Source organism: Buttiauxella noackiae ATCC 51607, assembly GCF_001654865.1.
In the GTDB taxonomy this organism is placed as follows: Bacteria; Pseudomonadota; Gammaproteobacteria; order Enterobacterales; family Enterobacteriaceae; genus Buttiauxella; species Buttiauxella noackiae.
On sequence record NZ_LXEO01000017.1, the window covers coordinates 221,216 to 242,933 of the forward strand.

Sequence of the window (21,718 nt, forward strand, 5' to 3'; positions counted from 1 at the left end):
AGCGACAGCAGTCAGGTTGCACTGCTATCATATGCGGTGCTGGAACTATCTCTAAAGGATGTGGGTATGGTAAGCGCGCTCTACGCCGTGTTGGGTGCTTTGTTGCTAATTAAGTTCTCGTTTGATGTTGTTCGTATGCGTTTGCAGTACCGCGTCTCATATGGTGACGGTGGTTTTAGCGAACTCCAGAGCGCAATTAGAATTCATGGTAATGCGGTGGAATATATCCCCGTTGCGTTACTGCTTTTATTACTGATGGAAATGAATGGTGCCGAAACCTGGATGGTGCATGTTTGCGGGCTGCTGCTAATTTCTGGGCGCCTGATGCATGCTTATGGATTTCATCATCGTTTAATCAGCTGGCGTCGCTCCGGTATGAGTGCAACATGGAGCTCTTTAATCCTGATGGTGCTGGCTAACCTATGGTATATGCCATGGGAGTTGGTTTTCTCGCTGCATTAACGCAAAATATGCCCCTTTCGAATTTCCGGATTTAACGTTATGTCTGACCGCGATACGCTGTTTTCCGCCCCGATCGCCAAATTAGGTGACTGGACCTTTGATGAACGCGTGGCTGAAGTGTTCCCCGATATGATTCAACGATCGGTGCCTGGCTACTCCAACATCATTTCGATGATTGGCATGCTGGCGGAGCGCTTTGTGGCACCAGGAAGCCAGGTCTATGACCTTGGTTGCTCGCTTGGCGCAGCAACGTTATCCGTGCGTCGTAACATCCAGCATGACAACTGTAAAATTATCGCGGTCGATAACTCGCCAGCGATGGTTGAGCGCTGCCGTCGTCACCTTGACGCATTTAAAGCGCATACCCCAGTCGATGTTATAGAAGGCGACATCCGCGATATCGTTATCGAAAATGCGTCGATGGTGGTGCTGAACTTCACTCTGCAATTTCTTGAACCCGATGACCGCAAACTTCTGCTGGAAAAAATTTATCAAGGTCTTAACCCTGGTGGCGCGTTAGTGCTGTCCGAGAAATTCAGCTTTGAAGATAGTGAAGTGGGTGAATTGCTGTTCAATATGCACCACGACTTTAAACGCGCGAATGGTTATAGCGAGCTGGAAATCAGCCAAAAACGCAGCATGCTGGAAAACGTCATGCTCACCGACTCTGTCGAAACACATAAAAAACGCCTCAAACAAGCCGGATTTGACCACGCAGAATTATGGTTCCAGTGCTTTAACTTTGGCTCTTTAGTTGCACTGAAATCAGGAACATCTGCATGATCGACTTTGGTAATTTTTATCAGCTTATTGCGAAAAGCCCGCTGGCTCCGTGGTTAGAAACCCTGCCTGCACAAATTGCCACATGGCAGCGAGAGAACCTGCACGGCCAGTTCAAGCACTGGTACAACACCGTTGAATACTTGCCAGAACAGAAGCCATATCGCCTGGATTTATTGCACAGCGTCACTGCTGAATCTGAAACGCCACTCAGCGATGGGCAGCGACTGGGGATTGAAAAACTACTGCGCAACCTGATGCCATGGCGCAAAGGGCCATATTCTCTGTATGGCGTGGACATCGATACCGAATGGCGTTCCGACCTGAAATGGGATCGCGTCTTACCGCATATCTCTCCACTAACCGGGCGCACCATTCTGGATGTCGGCTGCGGTAGCGGTTATCACCTGTGGCGTATGATTGGCGCGGGCGCACACCTCGCGGTGGGTATCGACCCGATGCAGTTGTTTGTTTGCCAGTTTGAGGCCGTGCGTAAGTTGTTGGGTAACGATCAACGTGCTCATGTGCTACCACTGGGTATTGAGCAACTTCCTGAACTCAATATCTTTGATACTGTGTTCTCAATGGGCGTGCTCTATCACCGCCGCTCACCGCTCGACCATCTTTATCAGCTAAAAAATCAGCTCGCTAAAGATGGCGAACTGGTTCTGGAAACCCTGGTTGTGGAAGGCGATGAGAACACCGTGTTGGTGCCAGGTGAGCGTTACGCGCAAATGCGTAACGTTTATTTCATCCCGTCAGCGTTAGCGTTGAAAAACTGGCTTGAGAAGTGTGGTTTTGTCGATGTAAAAATTGTCGACCATTGCTATACCACAAGTGAAGAACAACGCCGTACTACTTGGCTGACCACCGAATCACTGGCCGACTTCCTTGATCCGAACGATGCGAGCAAAACCATCGAGGGCTATCCTGCCCCACTGCGCGCCGTTCTGGTGGCTCGTAAGCCATAACTATTTAAGGCCACGGAATGTGGCCTTACTTATTTCGCCTCAAATCCAAGCGCCCGAATGACTTCTTGCATTGCAGCACTTGTTAGTTCAGAACGCTGAATCTTGCTATTGGCAGACATGGTTCTGACCACTCCCGCAATGACAACATGTTTTGGTTCTTGACCCAGGTCGCGCATCTCAAGCACTACCTTTCCAACAACACGACACATTTCATCGTAAAGCTCTTTATCTGTGATACTCATACTGTCCTCCACTGTTTAGAGGGAGCCTAACACGTTTAAATCATTAAAATAAAAAAAGCCCCAGCAAAACGCCGGGGCCTGGTACGAGCAACATCACATGGGCGACGTGATGCGCGGTTAAAACTTTTTTCGTCAGGCTGCAGTTTTGCCTGCAACCAACACGGCTTTCATTGCTGCCACTACATCGCCATCAACGCAGTAACGGTTAAACTCATCGGCTTCCGCATCAGCGCTCATCGACACACCCGCTTTACGGTAACGCATCGGTGATGGCACGGTCTGCCCGGCTGAACTGTGCATTTCGTCAATGCCTTGATCGACAAACTTTTTCAAGTTGCTCAATCGCACACCAGCACCTGCCATAATGATTGGAGCACGGGAATGTTGTTTTAGTTCCCTAAGTAATGAAAGTCCTAATTCTGCATTCTGCTGTTGGCCTGAAGTCAGGATGCGCGCCACGCCTAAATCTGTTAGTTGTTCCAATGCCAGATGGGGGTTATGGCACATATCAAACGCCCGGTGAAAAGTGACCGCCATCCCCTGCGCTTGTTCCATCACTCGCTTCATGCGCGGCATATCAACATGCCCTTCGCCATCTAACATGCCGATGACCAAACCCGGATAACCTAACTCGCGTACGAAAGCGATATCCTCAAGCATGGTCTCGAACTCGGCATCGGTGTAACAAAAATCACCACCGCGCGGGCGAATAATCGGGTGTACAGGGATCGAAACTCGTTCTTTAACTTTACGCAGTACGCCAGCCGAAGGGGTTAGCCCGCCTTCTTTGGGGGCTGAACATAATTCAAGCCTGTCCGCTCCGGCAATTTGTGCTGTCACTGCACAGTCAATTCCATAACAACATATCTCAAGCAACGGCATTGATTACTCCTTAAAAATCTTTAGCCTGGCGGTTGTTTCACCGATTCAAAATGATAATGTGAAACCACGATCACAAAAAGGTAGCGGTACTCTAAATAATTCGAGTGGCAGGTAGGCGGCAAAGGAGATTATCCCGATGAGCTTACTTCAGTATGCGATTCGGGTAATTGAGTGCAGCCCCCCTGCAACTTAAAATATGATGAGTACAATCATGGCATTCAATTTTGATGAAGGCATCGACCGCCGTCACAGCGACAGTTCGAAGTGGAATAAATATGGTGAAGAAGTGTTACCTATGTGGGTGGCAGATATGGATTTTCGCTCCCCAGCTTGTATTCTCGAAGCCCTTCATAAACGAGTAGAACACGGCGTTTTTGGTTACGGTAACCGGCCGCAAGAATTAGTTGATGTTGTCGTTGAAAGAATGGCCAGCCGCTACCAGTGGCAGATTAAACCAGAGTGGGTCGTCTTTTTACCGGGCATTGTCGCGGGCTTGAATTTGAGTGTTCGTGCCTTTACGGCCCCTGATGAAACGACGATTGCACCAACACCGATTTACCCTCCTTTCCGAAAGTCATCCGCATTTGCCAATCGCTTACAACTCAACGCACCACTGCGCCTTGAAAATGGCCGCTGGGTTATGGATTTGCAGGCGCTGGAATCTCAGCTTACCGGTAAAGAAAAATTGCTGATGTTGTGCAACCCGCAAAATCCCGGCGGCACCATCTATACGCGTGAAGAACTACAGCAGCAATTGGCGTTCGCACAACGCCACGGCATGATTGTCTGCTCTGATGAAATTCACTGCGATTTGCTGCTTGAACCGGGTGCGAAACATATTCCTTTTGCAACACTGAGCCACGACGCCGAACAGCGTTCTATCACGCTACTTTCGCCATCCAAAACTTTCAATATTGCCGGGCTTGGCGCATCACTTGCGATTATCCCTGACCCACAATTACGCAAGCAATTTAATACGGTTCGCGATGGGATTGTACCAAGTGTGGATGTGTTGGCACTGACTGCCGCCACCGCCGCGTGGCGCGATGGCGAGCCGTGGCTACAGGAGTTACTGCCATATTTACGCCACAATCGCGACTTTTTGGTGAGTGCCGTGAATAATATGCCTGGCCTTACGATGGCATCTCCACCCGCCACTTACCTCGGATGGGTGGATGCAAGCGCTCTGCCAGTAGAAAACCCGACGCTATTCTTCCAGAAAGCGGGGCTGGGGTTCTCTCCAGGTGCTGATTTTGGTGAAGCGAAATTTGTGCGCATTAACTTTGGCTGCACCTTCACAACGCTTAACGAAGCCATTAAACGCATGGAAGCAGCCGTGAGATCAGTCAGCTAGTTCGCTGGCTACAATCTCTTCAATACTCCATGGATGGAATTTGATGGTGACTTTGCCATCGCTCACCGCAAGCGTTGGGTTTGGCAAGCGCTCACGTTCGCCTTTTGGCGAACTGGTTTTCACTGAAATCCCTGTCTGGCGTAAACCCGCGTCAGACATTAAATCCAGCGCTCGCGCATTTAGCGTTTCAGGCTCGCCCGGCAGCACAATCTCTACATGCTCCCAACCTTCATGCGGATAGCGTTTTTCACCCGGCCACGGTAATTCGACTACGCTAAATTGCCAGTGAGCCACGCAAACCGGTTCGTCTAATTTGAACAGGCAAATTGGGCGGTCATTAATGATATTTTCCGACAGCAATATGCCGCATTTTTCCAGGCCGGCACGCCAGCGTTCCGCCGTCGTATTCTGATGGCAGCGCAGAGAAATGTGATCCGCGTCGAGTGGCGCGATTTCAAGATCAAGCCGTGCGGCAAGTTCTGTTAACGCTTGTGTAAATCGCGGCAGATCCGCTGAAATATCATTCAGTTCTGCAATTGTCTGCCAGTTGGCCATTACCCTATCCTCTCAAGTCACGAATGCGGCCTAATCTACCAATTCAGGCCGATATCACCAACACCCGAAACGTGGCTATATTTCTGAATGGTTATTCATTATACCGTTGATATTAGTCCAGGGCGCACTGGGCAAGGCTTTTGCTGACTAAGGCAGATAAATACAGTTATACTTACGCCCTAATTTTATCCCCAATGATACGGCTGCTGTAAATATCACGGCAGCCCTTAGCAAAAAGTAAGGTATCCCGGTGAATATTCAGGCTCTTCTCTCAGATAAAGTCAGTCAGGCACTGATTGCCGCAGGTGCACCTGCGGATTGCGAACCACAGGTTCGTCAGTCAGCAAAAGTTCAGTTCGGCGACTATCAGGCCAATGGCGTGATGTCAGTTGCAAAATCACTGGGCAAGCCACCACGACAAGTCGCAGAGTTGGTGATTGCCAATCTGGATTTGACCGGAATTGCCAGCAAAGTTGAAATCGCAGGCCCTGGCTTCATTAATATCTTCCTGGACCCGGCGTTCCTGGCGAAAAACGTGGATGCAGCAGTGGCCTCCGATCGCGTTGGCGTCGATACCGTCGCGCCACAAACTATCGTTGTCGACTATTCCGCGCCAAACGTGGCGAAAGAGATGCACGTCGGCCACATCCGCTCCACCATTATTGGTGACGCAGCGGTGCGCACGCTGGAATTCCTCGGCCACAAAGTTATCCGCGCAAACCACGTCGGTGACTGGGGCACGCAGTTCGGTATGCTGATCGCGTATCTCGAAAAGCAGCAGCAGGAAAACGCGGGTGAAATGGCGCTGGCGGACCTGGAAGAGTTCTACCGTGCCGCCAAGAAACACTACGATGAAGATGCAGAGTTTGCCGAGCGCGCGCGCGGTTACGTGGTAAAACTGCAAGGCGGTGACGAATACTGCCGCGAAATGTGGCGCAAGCTGGTCGATATCACCATGACCCAGAACCAACAGACTTATGACCGCCTGAACGTCACGCTGACCCGCGACGACGTAATGGGTGAAAGTCTGTACAACCCAATGCTGCCGGGCATCGTGGCAGACCTGAAAGCCAAAGGTCTGGCAGTTGAAAGCGAAGGCGCAACCGTAGTGTTCCTGGACGAGTTCAAGAACAAAGACGGCGACCCGATGGGCGTGATCATCCAGAAAAAAGATGGCGGCTATCTGTACACCACCACCGATATCGCCTGCGCGAAATACCGCTACGAAACCCTGCATGCCGACCGCGTTCTGTACTTTATCGACTCCCGCCAGCACCAGCACCTGATGCAGGCATGGACCATCGTGCGTAAAGCCGGTTACGTTCCGGAATCCGTCACGCTGGAACACCAGATGTTCGGTATGATGCTGGGCAAAGACGGCAAGCCGTTCAAAACCCGTTCCGGCGGCACGGTTAAACTGACCGATCTGCTCGACGAAGCGATGGAACGCGCGCGTAATCTGGTAGCCGAGAAAAACCCGGACATGCCTGCGGATGAGCTGGAGCAACTGGCGAAATCCGTCGGCATCGGCGCGGTGAAATACGCCGACCTGTCGAAAAGCCGCACCACCGACTACATCTTCGACTGGGACAACATGCTGGCCTTCGAAGGCAACACCGCGCCGTATATGCAATATGCCTACACCCGCGTGCTGTCTGTGTTCCGTAAAGCCGACATTGATGAAGCACAATTGCTGAAAGCACCAGTGGTGATTACTGAAGACCGCGAAGCACAGTTGGCGGCACGTCTGCTGCAATTTGAAGAAACCCTGAATGTGGTTGCGCGTGATGGTACACCACACGTGATGTGTAGTTACTTGTACGACGTAGCAGGTCTGTTCTCTGGTTTCTACGAGCACTGCCCAATTCTGAGCGCTGACTCTATTGAAGCGCGTAATAGCCGCCTGAAACTGGCTCTGTTGACCGCGAAAACGCTGAAGCTGGGTCTGGATACCCTGGGTATCGAAACTGTAGAACGTATGTAATAGCAAAAAGCTCGCCGACTGGTGCGGCGAGCTTTTTCAAATCTGGTTAGCGAACAATTCCCCGCGCCGACCGAGCAAAAAACCGGTCATAAAGTCCAATCACCGGATAATCACTCTCCAGTATTTTCAAAGATCTCTTCACTTCTTCTATCGCCAGCGCCTGGTTGTAAAACCGCTCATACAATATATGAATCAAATCCTGCTGTTCTGGCTCTAACGCCTGAAATGCTTTCGAACCTATGTTGATACCCAGCGGCACGGCGCGGTTACCACCAGCCGTCACAAACGGCGGCACATCCTGAACCACTGCTGATTGGTCGAGGATCTTAACCCCACTCGCCAATATACAAAATTGATGGATAGCACACATAAAACCTATCTGTGCATCATCATCAAGCTCAACGTGCCCGGCAAGCCCACTGTTATCACCAATCAATGTGCCATTACCGACCACACAATCATGACCGACATGCACACAATTCAAAAAGCGATTGTCATTACCGATGAGAGTGGTGCTAAGCCCCTGAATCGTTCCACGATGAATAGTGGTATTTTTGCCAATCTGATTCCGGTCACCAATAACGACCGTCGTCGGCTCAGCGGCATATTTAAGATCCTGATTCGCTTCACCTATGGATGAGAACTGGCCGAAAGTATTGTCACAGCCGATTGTTGTCAGGCCATTAATTACCGAGTAAGCACCAACAACAGTTCCTTCGCCTATCACGACACCTGCGGAAATAACACAAAACGGGCCAATACTTACATGCGCACCGAGCACCACACCCGGTTCCACAATACTATTACTGGCAACCCGGGCTAACGGGGAAATAGACATCAATTTATCCTGATGACGGCACGAAACGGAGAACGCCTATCATCGTTTAGTTATTAATCCAGACCAGGGATCAATAAGAAAGGAGGGGTCGAAAGGGAAGCTCCGCTTCGCCATTCTCATTATCGTTAAGGAGGTAAAAACCAGTGAAGGGCTTATCGATTGCGGCAGCATAATGAATTGCGACCCACATTACGCCATTTATTTATTATTAAATTGGAGGAACTTTATGTGGTTTGCCAGCAGGTTTGATTTCGCAGTAATTTGCAGGCCCGGTTCCCCAGGCCTGTGATATGCATTTACATATAAATCCGCAGATACTCGCCCAGACAAAGTATCGCCATCGCCTGCCCGTACGGCATTGAGGTCAGCGGGATTTGGCGATAAAACTCCAGGTTACTGCCCATTCCTGTGCCAAATGAAACCTGCAATAACTCCCCTTCCGGGGAGATATTTCTCACAACTCCCTTCATCGCCTTCTCAGCGACTTGCGCATACTCTTTACCAATGTAGCGTTTGCGAATTCCTTTCAGGATGCCGTAGGCAAAGCCTGCCGTTGCTGAGGCCTCCAGATACGATTGTGGATCGTCGAGCAAGGTGTGCCACAAACCACTGTCGTCCTGGCATTTCGCCAATGCCGCAACCTGATTTTCCAGTACCTGTACCAGATAGCGACGCACCGCGTTGTTCTCAGGTAAATCCACCAGCTCAAGGAAGTCTGGAATGACTATCGTCAACCAGCTATTCCCCCGCGCCCAACGGGCGTGAGCAAAGTTATGGTTGCCTTCGTAGTTCCAGCCGTGGAACCACAGCCCGGTCTCCCTATCCATCAGGTTCTGCACATGTAACAGGAATTGATAGGTCGCCTCTTCCACATACTCCGGGCGATTTAGCAATTTGCCAATTTTTGCCAGCGGTAATACGGTCATCATCAGCGTGTCGTCCCACATCTGCTGATGGTTCTCTTCAGCAAGCGTAATGTGCTGCATGCCGCCATGTTCGGTACGTGGCATTTCATACATTGCCCACTCAGCCCAGCTTTCAAGCCACGGCAAATACGAAGGGTCATGCGTCTCTTCGTAGCGATAAGCCAGTGTCAGGAACGGTGCCATAGTATTGACGTTTTTGGTGGTAGCACCTTCTGCGAAACGGTCGGCAAACCAGCTATCAATAATTTCGCACATCTTCTTATCGCCTGTCTGGCGATAATATTGATACATGCCGTACAGACCGACGCCATGCGTCCACTCCCAACCAGCCCAACCTTTGGTATCAATGACTCTTCCGTCATCCAGTCGCAGTAAGAATTGGCCCGTTTCATCCTTAATATTAATCAGATTATCCGTCACCTTGTGGATCAGGGTTTTTAACTCATCCCGGGCAATAAAATGCTCCGGCTGGCACAGTAAAGGGCTGTGTTTGACGGGATAAATAATCATTAACTTAACCTCTGTGATGAAGTATTCGAACGCATTGCAGCAGCCTCTTTCAATGACGGAGCTGCAGGTTTATTACGGTTGAGATAGCCAATATTGTTGTTGCCCCAAAGCGTGTCGTAAGGCATACCCGCCAGCATTTCGACTGTAGCGCGAGCCTCCGGCGTAGTTGCTTCCGGAACCGGGCGGCCCGCAACACGCATCTTCGCCGTCTCTTCACGTAACACGCTGTGAGTTTGTAAATTGAGTCTAAAGCGCAGGGAAACTAAGAAACCGCATGCCAGTACCGCTACAGTACCGAAGCTTAAAATCATCAGGATTGTGTGGCTAACCGCAGGCGGCTGTGTGGTTTGCCCGGAAACAAAACCAGAAAGCTGCATCACGATACCCACCAGCATCACGGCTCCTGCCTGAGACGCTTTACGCGTTAGCGTCATGATTCCGGCGAAGATCCCTTCACGACGCTGGCCGGTAATCACTTCATCAACATCAGCAATATAGGTGTAGGTATTCCACGGCACATAGTTGATGCCGCCACGGCCCAGGCCGGCGATAGCAGAAACCAACATCAGCAGTGAGAAGACATCGCTTAATCCTGCGTAATACAACAACGCGTAAGAGATAGAACTCAGACCAAAAAGCACCACAACCATTCGGTAGGACGGAGCCGGGCCATATTTGATACACAGAGGAATCATGCCGATAACAGCAATAAATTGCAGAATCGCCATGGTGCCAAGCAAGCTCGAAGCCATGCTTGCACTTTGCATCAGCACAAACACCACATAGTAGGTAAACACAGCATTGAACACGTCCTGAGCAATATACCCGCCCAGATACATGCCCAAGTGTTGGCGGAAGATCTTAACGCGCAGCGTAGAAGTCAGTTCAACGTTCAGGCGTTTCATACTTTGCGCAAACGTCAGGGTTTTCTTCTCTTCTTCTGCACGCAGTGCCGCTTCAGTCCATTCTGAACGTGGACGCTCCCAGGTGAAGAACCAGACGAGTGTTAGCACGATGGCACATATAGTGGCGAATACCAGGCTTGCGTAGAAGAAGGAGACTGCGTTGTCTTTCCCGAAATGATTTAACAAAATACCCGGCAGGAAGGCGGCAAGAATCGCGGAAAGTTGCGCCATTGAGATACGTGCGCCTGAGAATTTGGTTTTCTGTTTGAAATCATCGGTCATTTCCGGAACCAGTGTTTCATACGGCACCAGAATCATGGTGTAGACCACATCAAAAATCAGGTAGGTCACCAGGTAATACCAATAACTCATCTCGCCAACCCACATAAAGCTGTAGCTAAAGACCAGCGGGATTCCGAGCATAATAAAGAACTTACGACGACCAAAACGTCTGCCAAGCCAGGTAGAACCAAAGTTATCGGTCAGGAAGCCCATCAGCGGACTGACGACCGCATCCAGCACCCTGGCCATGGCGAAAATAAACGTTGCTTCAATCGGTGAGAGGCCACAGAAGGTAGTATAGAAGTAGAGCAACCAGGCGGCGGTGAGTGCCGTCGTCCCCGCGCCGAGAAAATCCCCGGAGCCGTAGGCAAGATAATTTGCCAATCCAATTTTACGTATTTTCATTGCCGTCAAACCCCGTTAATTTTTTTATGGAGATTGCACGTCCCGGTACTTGTCGGGCTTGCGAGAACCTTACCTTGCTAAGGTAGAAGGACGGGGCAATTGAAACCTTTCCTTTTTTGCCATGGTTTGAGCAATGGTGGCAAAAATACAAAGTGTCTAAGCACTCGCTTCACTGATTTATAAAACAGGGGTTTGTTTTTATCAAAAGCGCAGACTGAAAATGAGAGATAGACAAGAAAAAGCCGCATTGTGAATGCGGCTTTGAGGATTAACGGTAATTAACAATAACCTGATTACTACGCACTTTTAGTGCCGGGAAAAGAGCACCGCCACCGGGCACTTCCCAGACAAAACGCAGCGGCTCATTTGCCGCCACATTGGTTAGCCCTCGCGTAGTACCACTCTGCCCTTCTATCTCAACGCATCGTGTCAGCGAGCATAATCTGACATTCAGCCCCGCAGGCGTCGGCCCAATCAGTTCATAACGCCAGGCGACCATCGTCATTACCCCACTCACGGGTTGCGAAGGCGCCAGAGCACGGGATGATGCAGAAATGCCCCGGTGGCTAAGCGTGGCACCTGGGCCACTGGCCTGCCATGCTCCCTCACCTGCGGCATGGCCCATTAAAGGAAAGAGAATCAGCAATAGCAGGCGGCTCATTATTTCGCTCCAATGGTCGCAGTCATACGGATGTTACGGTTTTCAGAAAGCTCAAGGCTTGAGAGCACCATGAGTTGCGGCAGGCTGCGACGTAAGAAACGCGCCAGCAATGGTCGCAGCGCATGGTTAACCAACAACACCGGCGGCGCACCGAGCATCTCCTGGCGTTTCAGTGCCTCCGTAGCCTGCTCCAGCAAGCGGTCCGCAAGGCCGGGTTCCAGCCCACCGCCACCCTGCAATGCCTGCAATAATAAACGCTCAAGTGCGGCATCCAGGCCAATCACCTGCACTTCACCATTGCCAGGGAACCATTGCTGAGTAATCGCCCGTCCCAGTGCCACACGTACCACCGCCGTTAATTCATGCGGGTCATTTTGGATCGGCGCATGTTCTGCCAAAGTTTCCAGAATTGTGCGCATATCACGAATCGGCACTTTCTCAGCCAGCAGGTTTTGCAGCACTTTGTGCAATGTGGTTAACGTCACCACACCCGGCACCAGGTCTTCCGTTAGCTTCGGCATTTCCTGGGTTACACGGTCAAGCAGTTGCTGTGCTTCCTGGCGGCCAAACAGTTCTGGCGCAAACTGGCCAATCAGATGGTTAAGATGCGTCGCGACCACAGTACTGGCTTCGACTACGGTAAAGCCCTGAATTTGCGCCTGCTCTTTAAGCGCACTTTCAATCCAGGTGGCTGCAAGGCCAAATGCCGGGTCAGTCGTGGTTTCGCCGGGAAGAGTGCCTGCGGCAGTTCCCGGATTGATAGCAAGCCAGCGCCCCGGATAAGCATCACCACTGCCAATCTCAACGCCTTTCATCAGGATACGATAACGTGCAGGCGGCAAGTCCATGTTGTCGCGAATATGGACCACCGGCGGTAAGAACCCCATATCCTGCGCGAATTTTTTGCGGATGCTGCGGATTCGCCCTAACAGCTCGCCGTCCTGCTGGAAATCCACCATCGGAATCAGGCGATAACCCACTTCCATTCCCAGCGAATCTTCCAGTTGCACGTCATTCCATGTTGCTTCAACTGCCTGCGGGTTTTCCTGCGGTTTGACCGGGGCTGATGGGGCCGCAGGCTGTTCCATCTGGCGTCCGCGCATCCACCACGCCAGCCCAAGCAATGCAGCAGTAAACAGCAGGAAGACAAAGTTAGGCATTCCCGGCACCATGCCAAGCAAACCAAGAACACCGGCACTTAGCAGCATAACGCGCGGATTGTTGAACAGTTGGGTGACCATCTGCTCGCCAACATCCTGGTCGGTTGCCACTCGGGTTACGATAACGCCGGCAGCGGTCGAGATGACCAGTGCCGGGATCTGCGCAACCAGGCCATCACCGATGGTCAAGAGCGTATAAGTTTCTGCTGCTGCGCCAAAGGGCATGTCGTGCTGAAGCATACCGACCATCAGACCGCCCACCACGTTAATCACCATGATCATCAGCCCGGCGACCGCATCGCCACGCACGAATTTACTGGCCCCGTCCATCGAGCCGTAAAAATCAGCTTCCTGAGTCACTTCAGAACGGCGCTTTTTCGCCTCATCTTCGCCAATCAGCCCGGCGTTAAGATCGGCGTCAATCGCCATCTGTTTACCCGGCATGCCGTCCAGCACAAAGCGCGCGCCGACCTCAGCAATACGCCCGGCACCTTTGGTGATAACCATAAAGTTGATGATAACGAGGATGATAAACACCACGATACCGATAGCAAAGTTGCCGCCAACGAGGAAGTGACCGAAAGCCTCAACCACTTTACCCGCTGCCGCACCACCGGTATGGCCATCCATCAAAATGATACGGGTTGATGCCACGTTCAACGCCAGGCGCAGTAACGTCGTAAACAGCAGAATGGTTGGGAAAGCAGCGAACTCGAGGGTTTTCTGGGTGAACATTGCCACCAGCAGAACCATAATCGACAACGCGATGTTAAAGGTGAACAGTAAATCCAGTATAAACGCCGGGAGCGGCAGGACCATCATCGACAAGATCATCAAGATCAGTATCGGTCCGGCAAGAATTTGCCATTGCCCGGATTTCATACTGGCAGGCAGACGCAGTGTTGCGAGCAAATTAGCCATCGGAGTCCTTCTCGTTTGCAAAGTCCAGCGCTTCAGGCACTGGAAGGTTTTCAGGTTTTTTCGGGATTAAACCGCCAGCAATACGCCAGCGTCGCAGTTGCCATACCCATGCCAGCACTTCTGCTACGGCGGAATACAACTGCCCAGGAATTTGTTGCCCTATTTCAGCATGGCGGTATAACGCACGCGCCAGCGGTGGAGCTTCGAGCATTGGAATGCGGTGCTCATTACCAATTTCACGGATACGCAACGCAACCATGCCCGCTCCTTTCGCCAGCACTTTTGGCGCACTCATTTTGTTTTCGTCGTACTGCAAGGCCACCGAGTAGTGCGTAGGGTTGGTCACAATTACATCGGCCTTCGGCACATCCGACATCATGCGGCGGCGCGCAGCGGCACGCTGTTGTTGGCGAATACGCCCTTTAACATGCGGGTCGCCTTCTTGTTGCTTGAATTCGTCGCGAATATCCTGGCGGCTCATGCGCAGCTTTTTAATGTTGCTGAAAATCTGGAAGAACACGTCAAAGCCGACCATCGGGGTCAGCCCCAAAACAATCAGCAAACCACACACCGCCACCATATTTAGTGCATGTCCTAAAGCGGCCAATGGCGGTTCACTCATCAGGCGCATCATCTCTGGCCATTTATGCAGCAGATACCAGGCCGTTACGCTGCCAACCAGGATGGCTTTGAGAAAGGCTTTTAATAGTTCAGCGCCAGCTTGTGCGGAGAACATCCGCCCGAGCCCAGAAATTGGATTCATTTTGCTGAATTTAAACTGTATCGACTTCCCGCTGAACAGGATGCCACCCAACAACATCGGGGCTGCAATCGCCACAATCACCAGCCCAATAATCAGCGGCAACAGTGCCCAGACGGCCTGCTTTATCAGTTGGCTGATTTGGTTAACGATAAGATTGGGGTCGTTAATAATGCTGTGGTCAAAATGAAGTCCGGAGGACAACATTGCCGCCAGCTGTCGGGCCAACGGTTCTCCACCCATCCAGATAATGCTGATGCCCACCAATAGCATAAGCAATGAGGTCAACTCGCGGGATCGGGGAATCTGCCCATCTTCGCGCGCTTTTTCAAGTCGGTGGGGTGTGGGGGCTTCTGTTTTGTCGTCGTCGCTTTCTTCTGACACTGCAACAATCTCGTGGCCACAATTACCAGCACAGCATGTCAGAAAGGGGTAACGCTAATGGGAGGAAAACGGGGGGATTTGTGGGTTTGTTTGTGGGTTAAGCGATGCGCAGCGCCTATTACCAGGCACTGCGCGAAGCCTTAAAACCCTAAACTATCCAGTAAATCATCAACCTGATCCTGGCTTGCAACCACACCTGCAGCGGTCGCGTTCATTTGCGGGCCGTTGAGCAGACTGTCGGCTGGGCGTTTCGCACGCGCATCCAGTTCTGGCATGTTTTCCATCAACACCATCAACAATTGGCGTTCAATTTCCTGGATAACATCCATCATGCGCTTGATGACCTGACCAGTTAAATCCTGGAAGTCCTGCGCCATCATGATTTCCAAAAGCTGGGCATTGGTAAAGCTGGTGTGACTCGGTACGCCAGACAAGTAGCTGCGCGTATCGGTAACCAGTTCACGGGCATCACCCAGTTCGATGGGATTTTCAAACCAGGCATCCCAGCGGCCATTGAGTGCTTTGGCGTCGGATTCCAGTTTGTTCTGATGAGGCTGAGCCAGCTCCACACAGTTCAGCGCGCGTTCTGCAGCCTGCGCGGTCATCTGCACCACATAGTCCAGACGGTCGCGAGCATCGGGAATCGCTTCTGCCGCTTCGGCAATCGCCTGATCAAGGCCCAGCTCGCGTAAGCTGTCGCGCAGCATTCGGGTCAGGCTGCCTATCCGAACGATAATATCGCCGGTTGAATGTAACTCTGACGCGGGATTGGTAGATGAGTGCATGAGCCTCTCCTTACATGCCGAGCTTTTCGAAGATTTTGTTTAACTTCTCTTCAAGTGTTGCTGCGGTAAACGGTTTAACCACATAGCCACTCGCCCCCGCCTGCGCTGCGGCAATAATGTTCTCTTTCTTCGCTTCAGCGGTCACCATTAATACTGGCAGAGCCGACATTGCACCGTTGCCACGAATGGTTTTCAGCAACTCCAGACCATCCATGTTCGGCATGTTCCAGTCAGAGATAACGAAACCAAAACCGCCACCGTTGAGTTTATTAAGCGCATCGACACCATCTTCTGCTTCTTCGACGTTGTTGAAACCCAGCTCTTTTAGCAGGTTACGGACAATGCGACGCATGGTAGAGAAGTCATCCACCACCAAAAATTTGAGTTCTTTATCTGCCATTTATTGGGTTCCTTCTGTAGTTGCCTATTCAAAGAGGCGTAATTGTTGCAGCCAGTCTGGACACGGCCAGCGCGCAAGAACCGGAGCGTACATTGAGTACGTGAGGATTCTGAGTGCTGCCCGGGCTCAAAATGGCAAATAAAATAGCCTTATCTCAGATACGGATTGCCTGTCCGGCGCTAATCTTCGCCAACATCTGCTGGCTAATCTGGCTTAGATCGACCACTTCGCTGACGCCACCACTATTGATGGCCTCACGCGGCATGCCGAACACCACACAACTTGCTTCGTTTTGGGCGATAGTCCATGCCCCGGCTTTATGCATTGCCAACATCCCTGCGGCGCCGTCATTCCCCATTCCCGTTAAAATGACGCCCACGGCGTTACGCCCGGCGAATTTCGCGACAGAATGGAACAGCACATCCACGGCCGGACGATGCCGGTTCACGGGTGGGCCGTCATGAATTTTGATTTGGTAGTTCGCCCCGCTACGAGCAAGCTCCATATGTTTATCACCCGGCGCGATGTAGGCGTGCCCCGGTAGCACACGTTCGCCATCCTCGGCCTCTTTCACGGCTATCTGGCATAACTTGTTAAGCCGGTCAGCAAACGAGCGCGTAAAACCTGGTGGCATATGCTGCGTGATTAATACCGCCGGGCTTGATAGCGGCAGCGGTTGCAGCACATGGCGAATCGCCTCAGTGCCACCGGTTGATGCACCAATCGCTATCAATTTTTCAGAACTGAGTAATGGCCCCGCTTTCAACGCAGCAGGAGCTGCAACGGGTGCGCGCGCCGCCAGTTTTGCCTTCGCGGCAGTACGCACTTTCTCCGCAATAGTTTCGCTGTAAGCCAGCATCCCTTCGCGAATGCCTAACTGCGGTTTGGTGACAAAATCAATCGCGCCCAACTCCAGCGCCCGTAATGTCACCTCCGAACCTTTGCCTGTCAGTGACGAAACCATCACCACGGGCATTGGGCGTAAGCGCATCAGCTTTTCAAGGAAATCCAGACCGTCCATGCGCGGCATTTCCACATCCAGCGTCAGCACGTCAGGGTTAAATTTCTTAATCAAGTCGCGTGCCACAAGCGGGTCTGGTGCAGTTGCCACCATTTCCATGTCATCGTGGCTATTCACAATTTCTGTCATGATCTGGCGCATCAGGGCGGAGTCATCGACGCACAGCACGGTTATTTTTGTCATGATCTTTCCTTACTCAGTCCGTACACGGTCTGCCCACGCAGTAGAAACTCGCGGCTGAGGTTACTGAAGTTTTCCGAATGCCCGGCAAACAGCAGTCCGCCCGGTTTTAGCAGCGGTACAAAACGCTGCAAAATTTGCTGCTGTGTCGCTTTATCAAAATAAATCATCACATTGCGGCAAAAAATGGCGTCAAACGGCCCAGGAATTGGCGCTTGCTTGTCCAAAAGATTGATGGGCGCAAACTCCATGTGGCTGGCCAGATCGCTACGCACCCGTACCAGCCCATCGTGTGGCCCTGTGCCACGCATGAAGTAGCGCTGCATCTGGAGCGGAGCCAGTGTTTTCAGTTCATCCAGGCGATAAATAGCACTCTGGGCTTTCTCCAGCACCTGAGTGTCGATATCGCTGGCAAAGACTTTCCAACGCCCAGGCGCCATACCCAGCACATCCGCAAGCGTAATGGCGATGGAATATGGCTCTTCACCAGTTGAGGCTGCCGCACTCCAGACTTTGTACTCCCCGCTACGTTTACGCGCATGTTCCGCGAGAATCGGAAAGTGGTGACCTTCGCGAAAAAACGCCGTCAAGTTAGTGGTCAGGGAGTTAATGAACGCCTGCCATTCGGCATTGCTGCCGTTGGCCTCCAGCATGCTCAGGTAGTGCCCAAAATCCTCCAGTCCCAGGGTGCGTAAACGGCGCACCAGGCGGTTGTAAACCATGTCTCGCTTGTGATCGGCCAGCACGATTCCTGCTCGCTGGTAAATCAACTGGCATATCCGGCGAAAGTGCGTGTCGGACAGCGGTAGACGCTGTGTCATCTGTAACATTAATGACGATTGTCCAGTGGACAGTGGTGATGTCATAGCGCCTTCTCAGTCACAATCAGGGGGTAACGAGCACCCCGTTGGTTACTAAATCTCTGGTGACGTCTTCGTTGCCGACAGTTTCCAGATTAAACACCGATACCACACCGCTGAGGTGTTCGGCCTGGTTTGCCAGAGCATCGGTTGCTGCTGCCGCTTCTTCGACCAGCGCGGCGTTTTGTTGTGTCACTTGATCCATCTGGCTTACTGCGAGTGCTACCTGCTCGATTCCACGGCGCTGTTCGTCGGATGCTGAAGCAATTTCGCCCATGATGTCGTTAACCTGCGTTACCGAACGCACGATTTCCGCCATCGTCGTGGCTGCCGTATCAACCAGTTGCGAACCGTGCTGCACGCGGTCGACCGACTCTTCAATAAGGACTTTGATCTCTTTTGCCGCCTGCGCACTGCGTTGTGCCAGGTTGCGTACTTCACCAGCCACCACGGCAAATCCACGACCCTGCTCACCGGCACGCGCAGCTTCTACTGCGGCGTTAAGTGCCAGAATATTGGTCTGGAATGCAATGCCATCAATGACGCTGGTTATATCGCCAATTTTCTTCGAGCTGCCCGCGATGTCATGCATGGTACGGGCGACGTTTGCTGCCTGCTGCCCACCTTGCTGTGCGGTATCCGCAGCGGTTCGCGAAAGTTGAGCGGCCTGGCGAGCATTGTCGGCGTTCTGGCTCACGGTTGCGGTCAACTGCTCCATGCTGGCAGCCGTTTGTGCCAGCGAAGCGGCTTGCTGTTCGGTACGTGATGAGAGGTCGTTATTGCCTGCCGCAATTTCCGCGATACCGGTGTGCATGGCACTGCTGCCCTGACGCACATCGGTCACAGTCTCTTTCAGCGCCTGCTGCATGTTTTTCAGGCTGCGGAAAATCTCCGAGATTTCATTTCGTCCATAAACACTTATCGGACGCGCTAAATCGCCCGCAGCAATGTGCTCAAAGTGGTCACGGACTATTTCCAACGGTTGCACCAGCATTTTGCGCGACCATGCAATCGAGCCAATCAGCATCAGGATGGCAATCACCGTGACGCTGACAAAAATAATCGCTGATATTTGGTAGTTCAGTTTGCTGTCTTCACTCGAGGCCACCACCGTGTCATTAATGCTTTGTTGCCATGCATTAAAGTTCGCATCAAAAATATCTTGCGATTTCTGAATCGGTGCGCTGAGGAAATCTGAAAGCTGATTGCTTTCAAGCCAGGTTGCCTGGTGTTGTAAGTCGTCACGATACGTGGCGTAACTTTGTTTGGTTGACGCCATCATCTCTTCACCTTCTTTATTCAAAGGTGTGATATCGAGGAACTGGTTAAACAGCATGTCAGCCTGTTTCAGGCTGCCACGGGCATTGGCCATCAGGCGTTTGATATCTTCTGGTGGATAACTTAGCGCCGTGAGCGTACCAGCACGACTTAATGCCGTACCGGCCTGCAACAACGCAGCCCGGCTTTGGGTTAAGGTGTCACGCTGCTGGTTTCCGACTTCAACCATTTGTAGATTCTGAACATCATCCCTGAATGCCCAAAAGGACAATCCATTACTACCAATCTGCAGCACGCCGCAGATGATTAAGATTAACAACAGAGTGGTCGAAATTCGGATACGATTAAACATCAAACAGCCCTCAGCCAGCACGTCTGCCAGTCATTAAGATTCTTAGAAAGTTTCCCAGTTATCGTCGCGCCCACTGGTTGTCGGCTTACTGGTTTTGATAACAGGAGCTGAAGATACGGTGGTACTCACAGACATCGGAACAGTCGGTTCGGTCGTTAAACGGAAAGCGGCAACCAGCTGGCTTAGCATGCTGGCTTGCTCTTCAAGTGCGGCAGCCGCAGAGGCTGACTCCTCAACCAAAGAGGCGTTCTGCTGCGTAACGCGGTCCATTTCTGACACCGCCAGCGCAACCTGGTCGATACCGCGGCTTTGCTCATCAGAGGCGGACGCAATTTCACCCATAATGTCGGTCACTCGTGTAACGGCATTAACGATGTCGCTCATGGTTTCCCCGGCGCTTTCAACCAGCACAGAGCCGGTATCCACGCGGGAAACTGAATCTTCAATCAGTGATTTGATCTCTTTGGCCGCCTGCGCGCTGCGCTGGGCGAGGTTTCTCACCTCCCCGGCAACCACCGCGAATCCACGCCCCTGTTCACCGGCACGCGCAGCCTCTACTGCGGCGTTCAGCGCCAGAATATTGGTCTGGAAAGCAATGCCGTCAATCACACCAGTGATATCAGCAATCTTCTTCGAAGAACCGGCGATGTCGTGCATGGTCTTCACTACGCCATCCACAACTTTGCCGCCGCGCTGAGCGGTTTCGGAGGCGCTTAAGGCTAATTGAGATGCCTGACGGGCGTTTTCCGCATTCTGTTTCACGGTAGCGGTGAGCTGCTCCATGCTGGCGGCAGTTTCTTCAAGCGATGCAGCCTGCTGCTCGGTACGGGAAGAGAGGTCGTTGTTTCCGGCGGCAATTTCCGTCGCACCGCTGTAGATGGCATCAGAACCATCACGCACGCTGCCGACGGTTATGATCAGTTCTTGCTGCATATGGCGCACGCTGGAAGTCAGTTCGCTAATCTCATTGCGGCCATTTGAGACGATATTTTCAGTCAGGTTGCCGTTGGCAATTTCACGGATATGACCAATAACCACCGACAGCGGTTGCAGCAAAATCCGGCGCATGCCAACCCACACCAGCAAAATCACGGCAGCCAGTGCTAACGCAAGGCCGACAATTTGCCATTTCGCGAAGTTGTAATCCTGAGTGCTGGCAATATAAGACTGCTCGTACATGCGGTCATTAAGCGCAATATAGTCGCTATATTCTTTTTGCAGCGCGTTTTGCAGGCTTTGCGTGGACTGCGCAAAATAGGCGTCCATATTGCCACTTTCCAGATAACCTACCAGTTCGCTTAGCGCCTGGTTGTAATTCCGGTAGTCGTCATCAATGCCGTTAACCACCGCTTCCAGCTCCGGGTTAATGGCAGGGATTTGTTTAAACAGGGTGTAATGTTTCTGAGCATCGGCGAGGGATTTTTTGGCGTTATTGAGCAAGTCGGTTTTCGCCGCACTTTGCCCATTACTGGCATCCATCATCATACGGGCAGCCGAACGACTGAGGTTAATGCGCGTTTGCAGCATCAATTCCCAGGTGTTTGCCAGTTCCGACTGCTGAACACGTAACTCTTTGGAAACTTTAAAACTATCGTTATTTTGTTTGAGCGAGTTAAAGAACATTCCGCCAGAGATGAGTTGGAGGAGAGCGAACACCACCAGCACCATCATTAGCATGGTGACAACGCGAATACGGTTCAACATATAACACCCTTTTAATGATTTCTTATCGGTGTTATCGGCATGAAGAAACAGAACTTTAACGGAAACCGGCCGGGATGCGGGTGATTGCATTAATGCAGTGAATTTAAGAGCCAGATGCGCAGAAGGGTTTGCAGTTGTGCTGCCAGGTTTATATTT

At 51.7% G+C, this 21,718-nt stretch carries 20 protein-coding genes; 5 read left to right on the top strand and 15 right to left on the bottom strand.

Annotated features, from left to right (window positions below):
• Positions 1–66 precede the first annotated feature (66 nt).
• Genes M979_RS08565 through cmoB form a run of 3 tightly spaced genes read left to right on the top strand, consistent with a single transcriptional unit; the run spans position 67 to position 2,213 of the window.
• Positions 67–462, top strand: a complete 396-nt coding sequence (locus M979_RS08565; protein ID WP_034455112.1) for an MAPEG family protein — start codon at positions 67–69, stop codon at positions 460–462.
• A gap of 39 nt (positions 463–501) precedes the next feature.
• The gene (gene cmoA, locus M979_RS08570) at positions 502–1,245 is read left to right on the top strand and encodes a carboxy-S-adenosyl-L-methionine synthase CmoA (RefSeq protein ID WP_064554466.1); all 744 of its coding nucleotides are present in this window, start codon (positions 502–504) and stop codon (positions 1,243–1,245) included.
• A complete protein-coding gene (gene cmoB, locus M979_RS08575; RefSeq protein WP_064554467.1) occupies positions 1,242–2,213 on the top strand; it encodes a tRNA 5-methoxyuridine(34)/uridine 5-oxyacetic acid(34) synthase CmoB in 972 nt (323 codons plus the stop codon). The genes cmoA and cmoB overlap by 4 nt, the downstream gene beginning before the upstream one ends.
• 29 nt (positions 2,214–2,242) lie before the next feature.
• On the opposite strand, the gene fumD is transcribed toward cmoB, so the two are convergent.
• Positions 2,243–2,455, bottom strand: coding sequence for a fumarate hydratase FumD (fumD, locus tag M979_RS08580; protein ID WP_064554468.1), 213 nt, complete (start codon positions 2,453–2,455; stop codon positions 2,243–2,245).
• 132 nt (positions 2,456–2,587) lie between these two features.
• Entirely contained in the window at positions 2,588–3,337 is a 750-nt protein-coding gene (cutC, locus tag M979_RS08585; RefSeq protein ID WP_064554469.1) for a copper homeostasis protein CutC, read from the bottom strand.
• A 211-nt stretch (positions 3,338–3,548) separates the two neighbouring features.
• On the opposite strand from cutC, the gene M979_RS08590 reads away from it, so the two are divergent.
• Entirely contained in the window at positions 3,549–4,691 is a 1,143-nt protein-coding gene (locus M979_RS08590) for a MalY/PatB family protein (RefSeq protein WP_064554470.1), read from the top strand.
• On the opposite strand, the gene M979_RS08595 is transcribed toward M979_RS08590, so the two are convergent.
• On the bottom strand, positions 4,680–5,246 hold the full coding sequence (locus tag M979_RS08595) for a VOC family protein (RefSeq protein WP_064554471.1): 567 nt from the start codon (positions 5,244–5,246) through the stop codon (positions 4,680–4,682). The genes M979_RS08590 and M979_RS08595 overlap by 12 nt on opposite strands.
• Before the next feature lie 250 nt (positions 5,247–5,496).
• Here M979_RS08595 and argS point away from each other — a divergent pair, with 250 nt between their 5' ends.
• Positions 5,497–7,230 carry an arginine--tRNA ligase gene (gene argS, locus M979_RS08600; RefSeq protein WP_064554472.1) on the top strand — a complete coding sequence of 578 codons (1,734 nt, stop codon included), beginning with the start codon at positions 5,497–5,499 and terminating at the stop codon, positions 7,228–7,230.
• A gap of 46 nt (positions 7,231–7,276) precedes the next feature.
• On the opposite strand, the gene lpxA is transcribed toward argS, so the two are convergent.
• The 12 genes from lpxA to tar form a co-directional block, all read right to left on the bottom strand.
• Positions 7,277–8,068: an acyl-ACP--UDP-N-acetylglucosamine O-acyltransferase gene (lpxA, locus tag M979_RS08605; RefSeq protein ID WP_064554473.1), complete on the bottom strand. Its 792-nt coding sequence runs from the start codon at positions 8,066–8,068 to the stop codon at positions 7,277–7,279.
• A gap of 296 nt (positions 8,069–8,364) precedes the next feature.
• Positions 8,365–9,504 (bottom strand): beta-galactosidase BglB, encoded by a 1,140-nt coding sequence (gene bglB, locus M979_RS08610; protein ID WP_064554474.1) that lies wholly within the window; start codon positions 9,502–9,504, stop codon positions 8,365–8,367.
• A complete protein-coding gene (locus M979_RS08615) occupies positions 9,504–11,096 on the bottom strand; it encodes an MFS transporter (protein ID WP_064554475.1) in 1,593 nt (530 codons plus the stop codon). Before M979_RS08615 ends, bglB begins: the two co-directional genes overlap by 1 nt.
• A gap of 268 nt (positions 11,097–11,364) precedes the next feature.
• Positions 11,365–11,757: a flagellar protein FlhE gene (gene flhE / locus M979_RS08620; RefSeq protein ID WP_064554476.1), complete on the bottom strand. Its 393-nt coding sequence runs from the start codon at positions 11,755–11,757 to the stop codon at positions 11,365–11,367.
• On the bottom strand, positions 11,757–13,838 hold the full coding sequence (gene flhA, locus M979_RS08625; RefSeq protein ID WP_034455097.1) for a flagellar biosynthesis protein FlhA: 2,082 nt from the start codon (positions 13,836–13,838) through the stop codon (positions 11,757–11,759). The genes flhE and flhA overlap by 1 nt, the downstream gene beginning before the upstream one ends.
• Complete coding sequence (flhB, locus tag M979_RS08630; RefSeq protein ID WP_064554477.1) at positions 13,831–14,982, bottom strand: flagellar biosynthesis protein FlhB; 1,152 nt, start codon at positions 14,980–14,982, stop codon at positions 13,831–13,833. Before flhB ends, flhA begins: the two co-directional genes overlap by 8 nt.
• 140 nt (positions 14,983–15,122) lie before the next feature.
• Positions 15,123–15,767 carry a protein phosphatase CheZ gene (cheZ, locus tag M979_RS08635; protein WP_034455095.1) on the bottom strand — a complete coding sequence of 215 codons (645 nt, stop codon included), beginning with the start codon at positions 15,765–15,767 and terminating at the stop codon, positions 15,123–15,125.
• 10 nt (positions 15,768–15,777) lie between these two features.
• Entirely contained in the window at positions 15,778–16,167 is a 390-nt protein-coding gene (gene cheY / locus M979_RS08640; protein WP_034455094.1) for a chemotaxis response regulator CheY, read from the bottom strand.
• A 154-nt stretch (positions 16,168–16,321) separates the two neighbouring features.
• Entirely contained in the window at positions 16,322–17,371 is a 1,050-nt protein-coding gene (locus M979_RS08645; protein ID WP_034455093.1) for a protein-glutamate methylesterase/protein-glutamine glutaminase, read from the bottom strand.
• Positions 17,368–18,234 carry a protein-glutamate O-methyltransferase CheR gene (cheR, locus tag M979_RS08650; protein WP_034455092.1) on the bottom strand — a complete coding sequence of 289 codons (867 nt, stop codon included), beginning with the start codon at positions 18,232–18,234 and terminating at the stop codon, positions 17,368–17,370. The genes M979_RS08645 and cheR overlap by 4 nt, the downstream gene beginning before the upstream one ends.
• A gap of 19 nt (positions 18,235–18,253) precedes the next feature.
• Positions 18,254–19,858, bottom strand: a complete 1,605-nt coding sequence (locus M979_RS08655; protein WP_034455091.1) for a methyl-accepting chemotaxis protein — start codon at positions 19,856–19,858, stop codon at positions 18,254–18,256.
• Between the two features lie 42 nt (positions 19,859–19,900).
• Positions 19,901–21,562, bottom strand: a complete 1,662-nt coding sequence (gene tar, locus M979_RS08660; RefSeq protein ID WP_064554478.1) for a methyl-accepting chemotaxis protein II — start codon at positions 21,560–21,562, stop codon at positions 19,901–19,903.
• Positions 21,563–21,718: the final 156 nt, after the last annotated feature.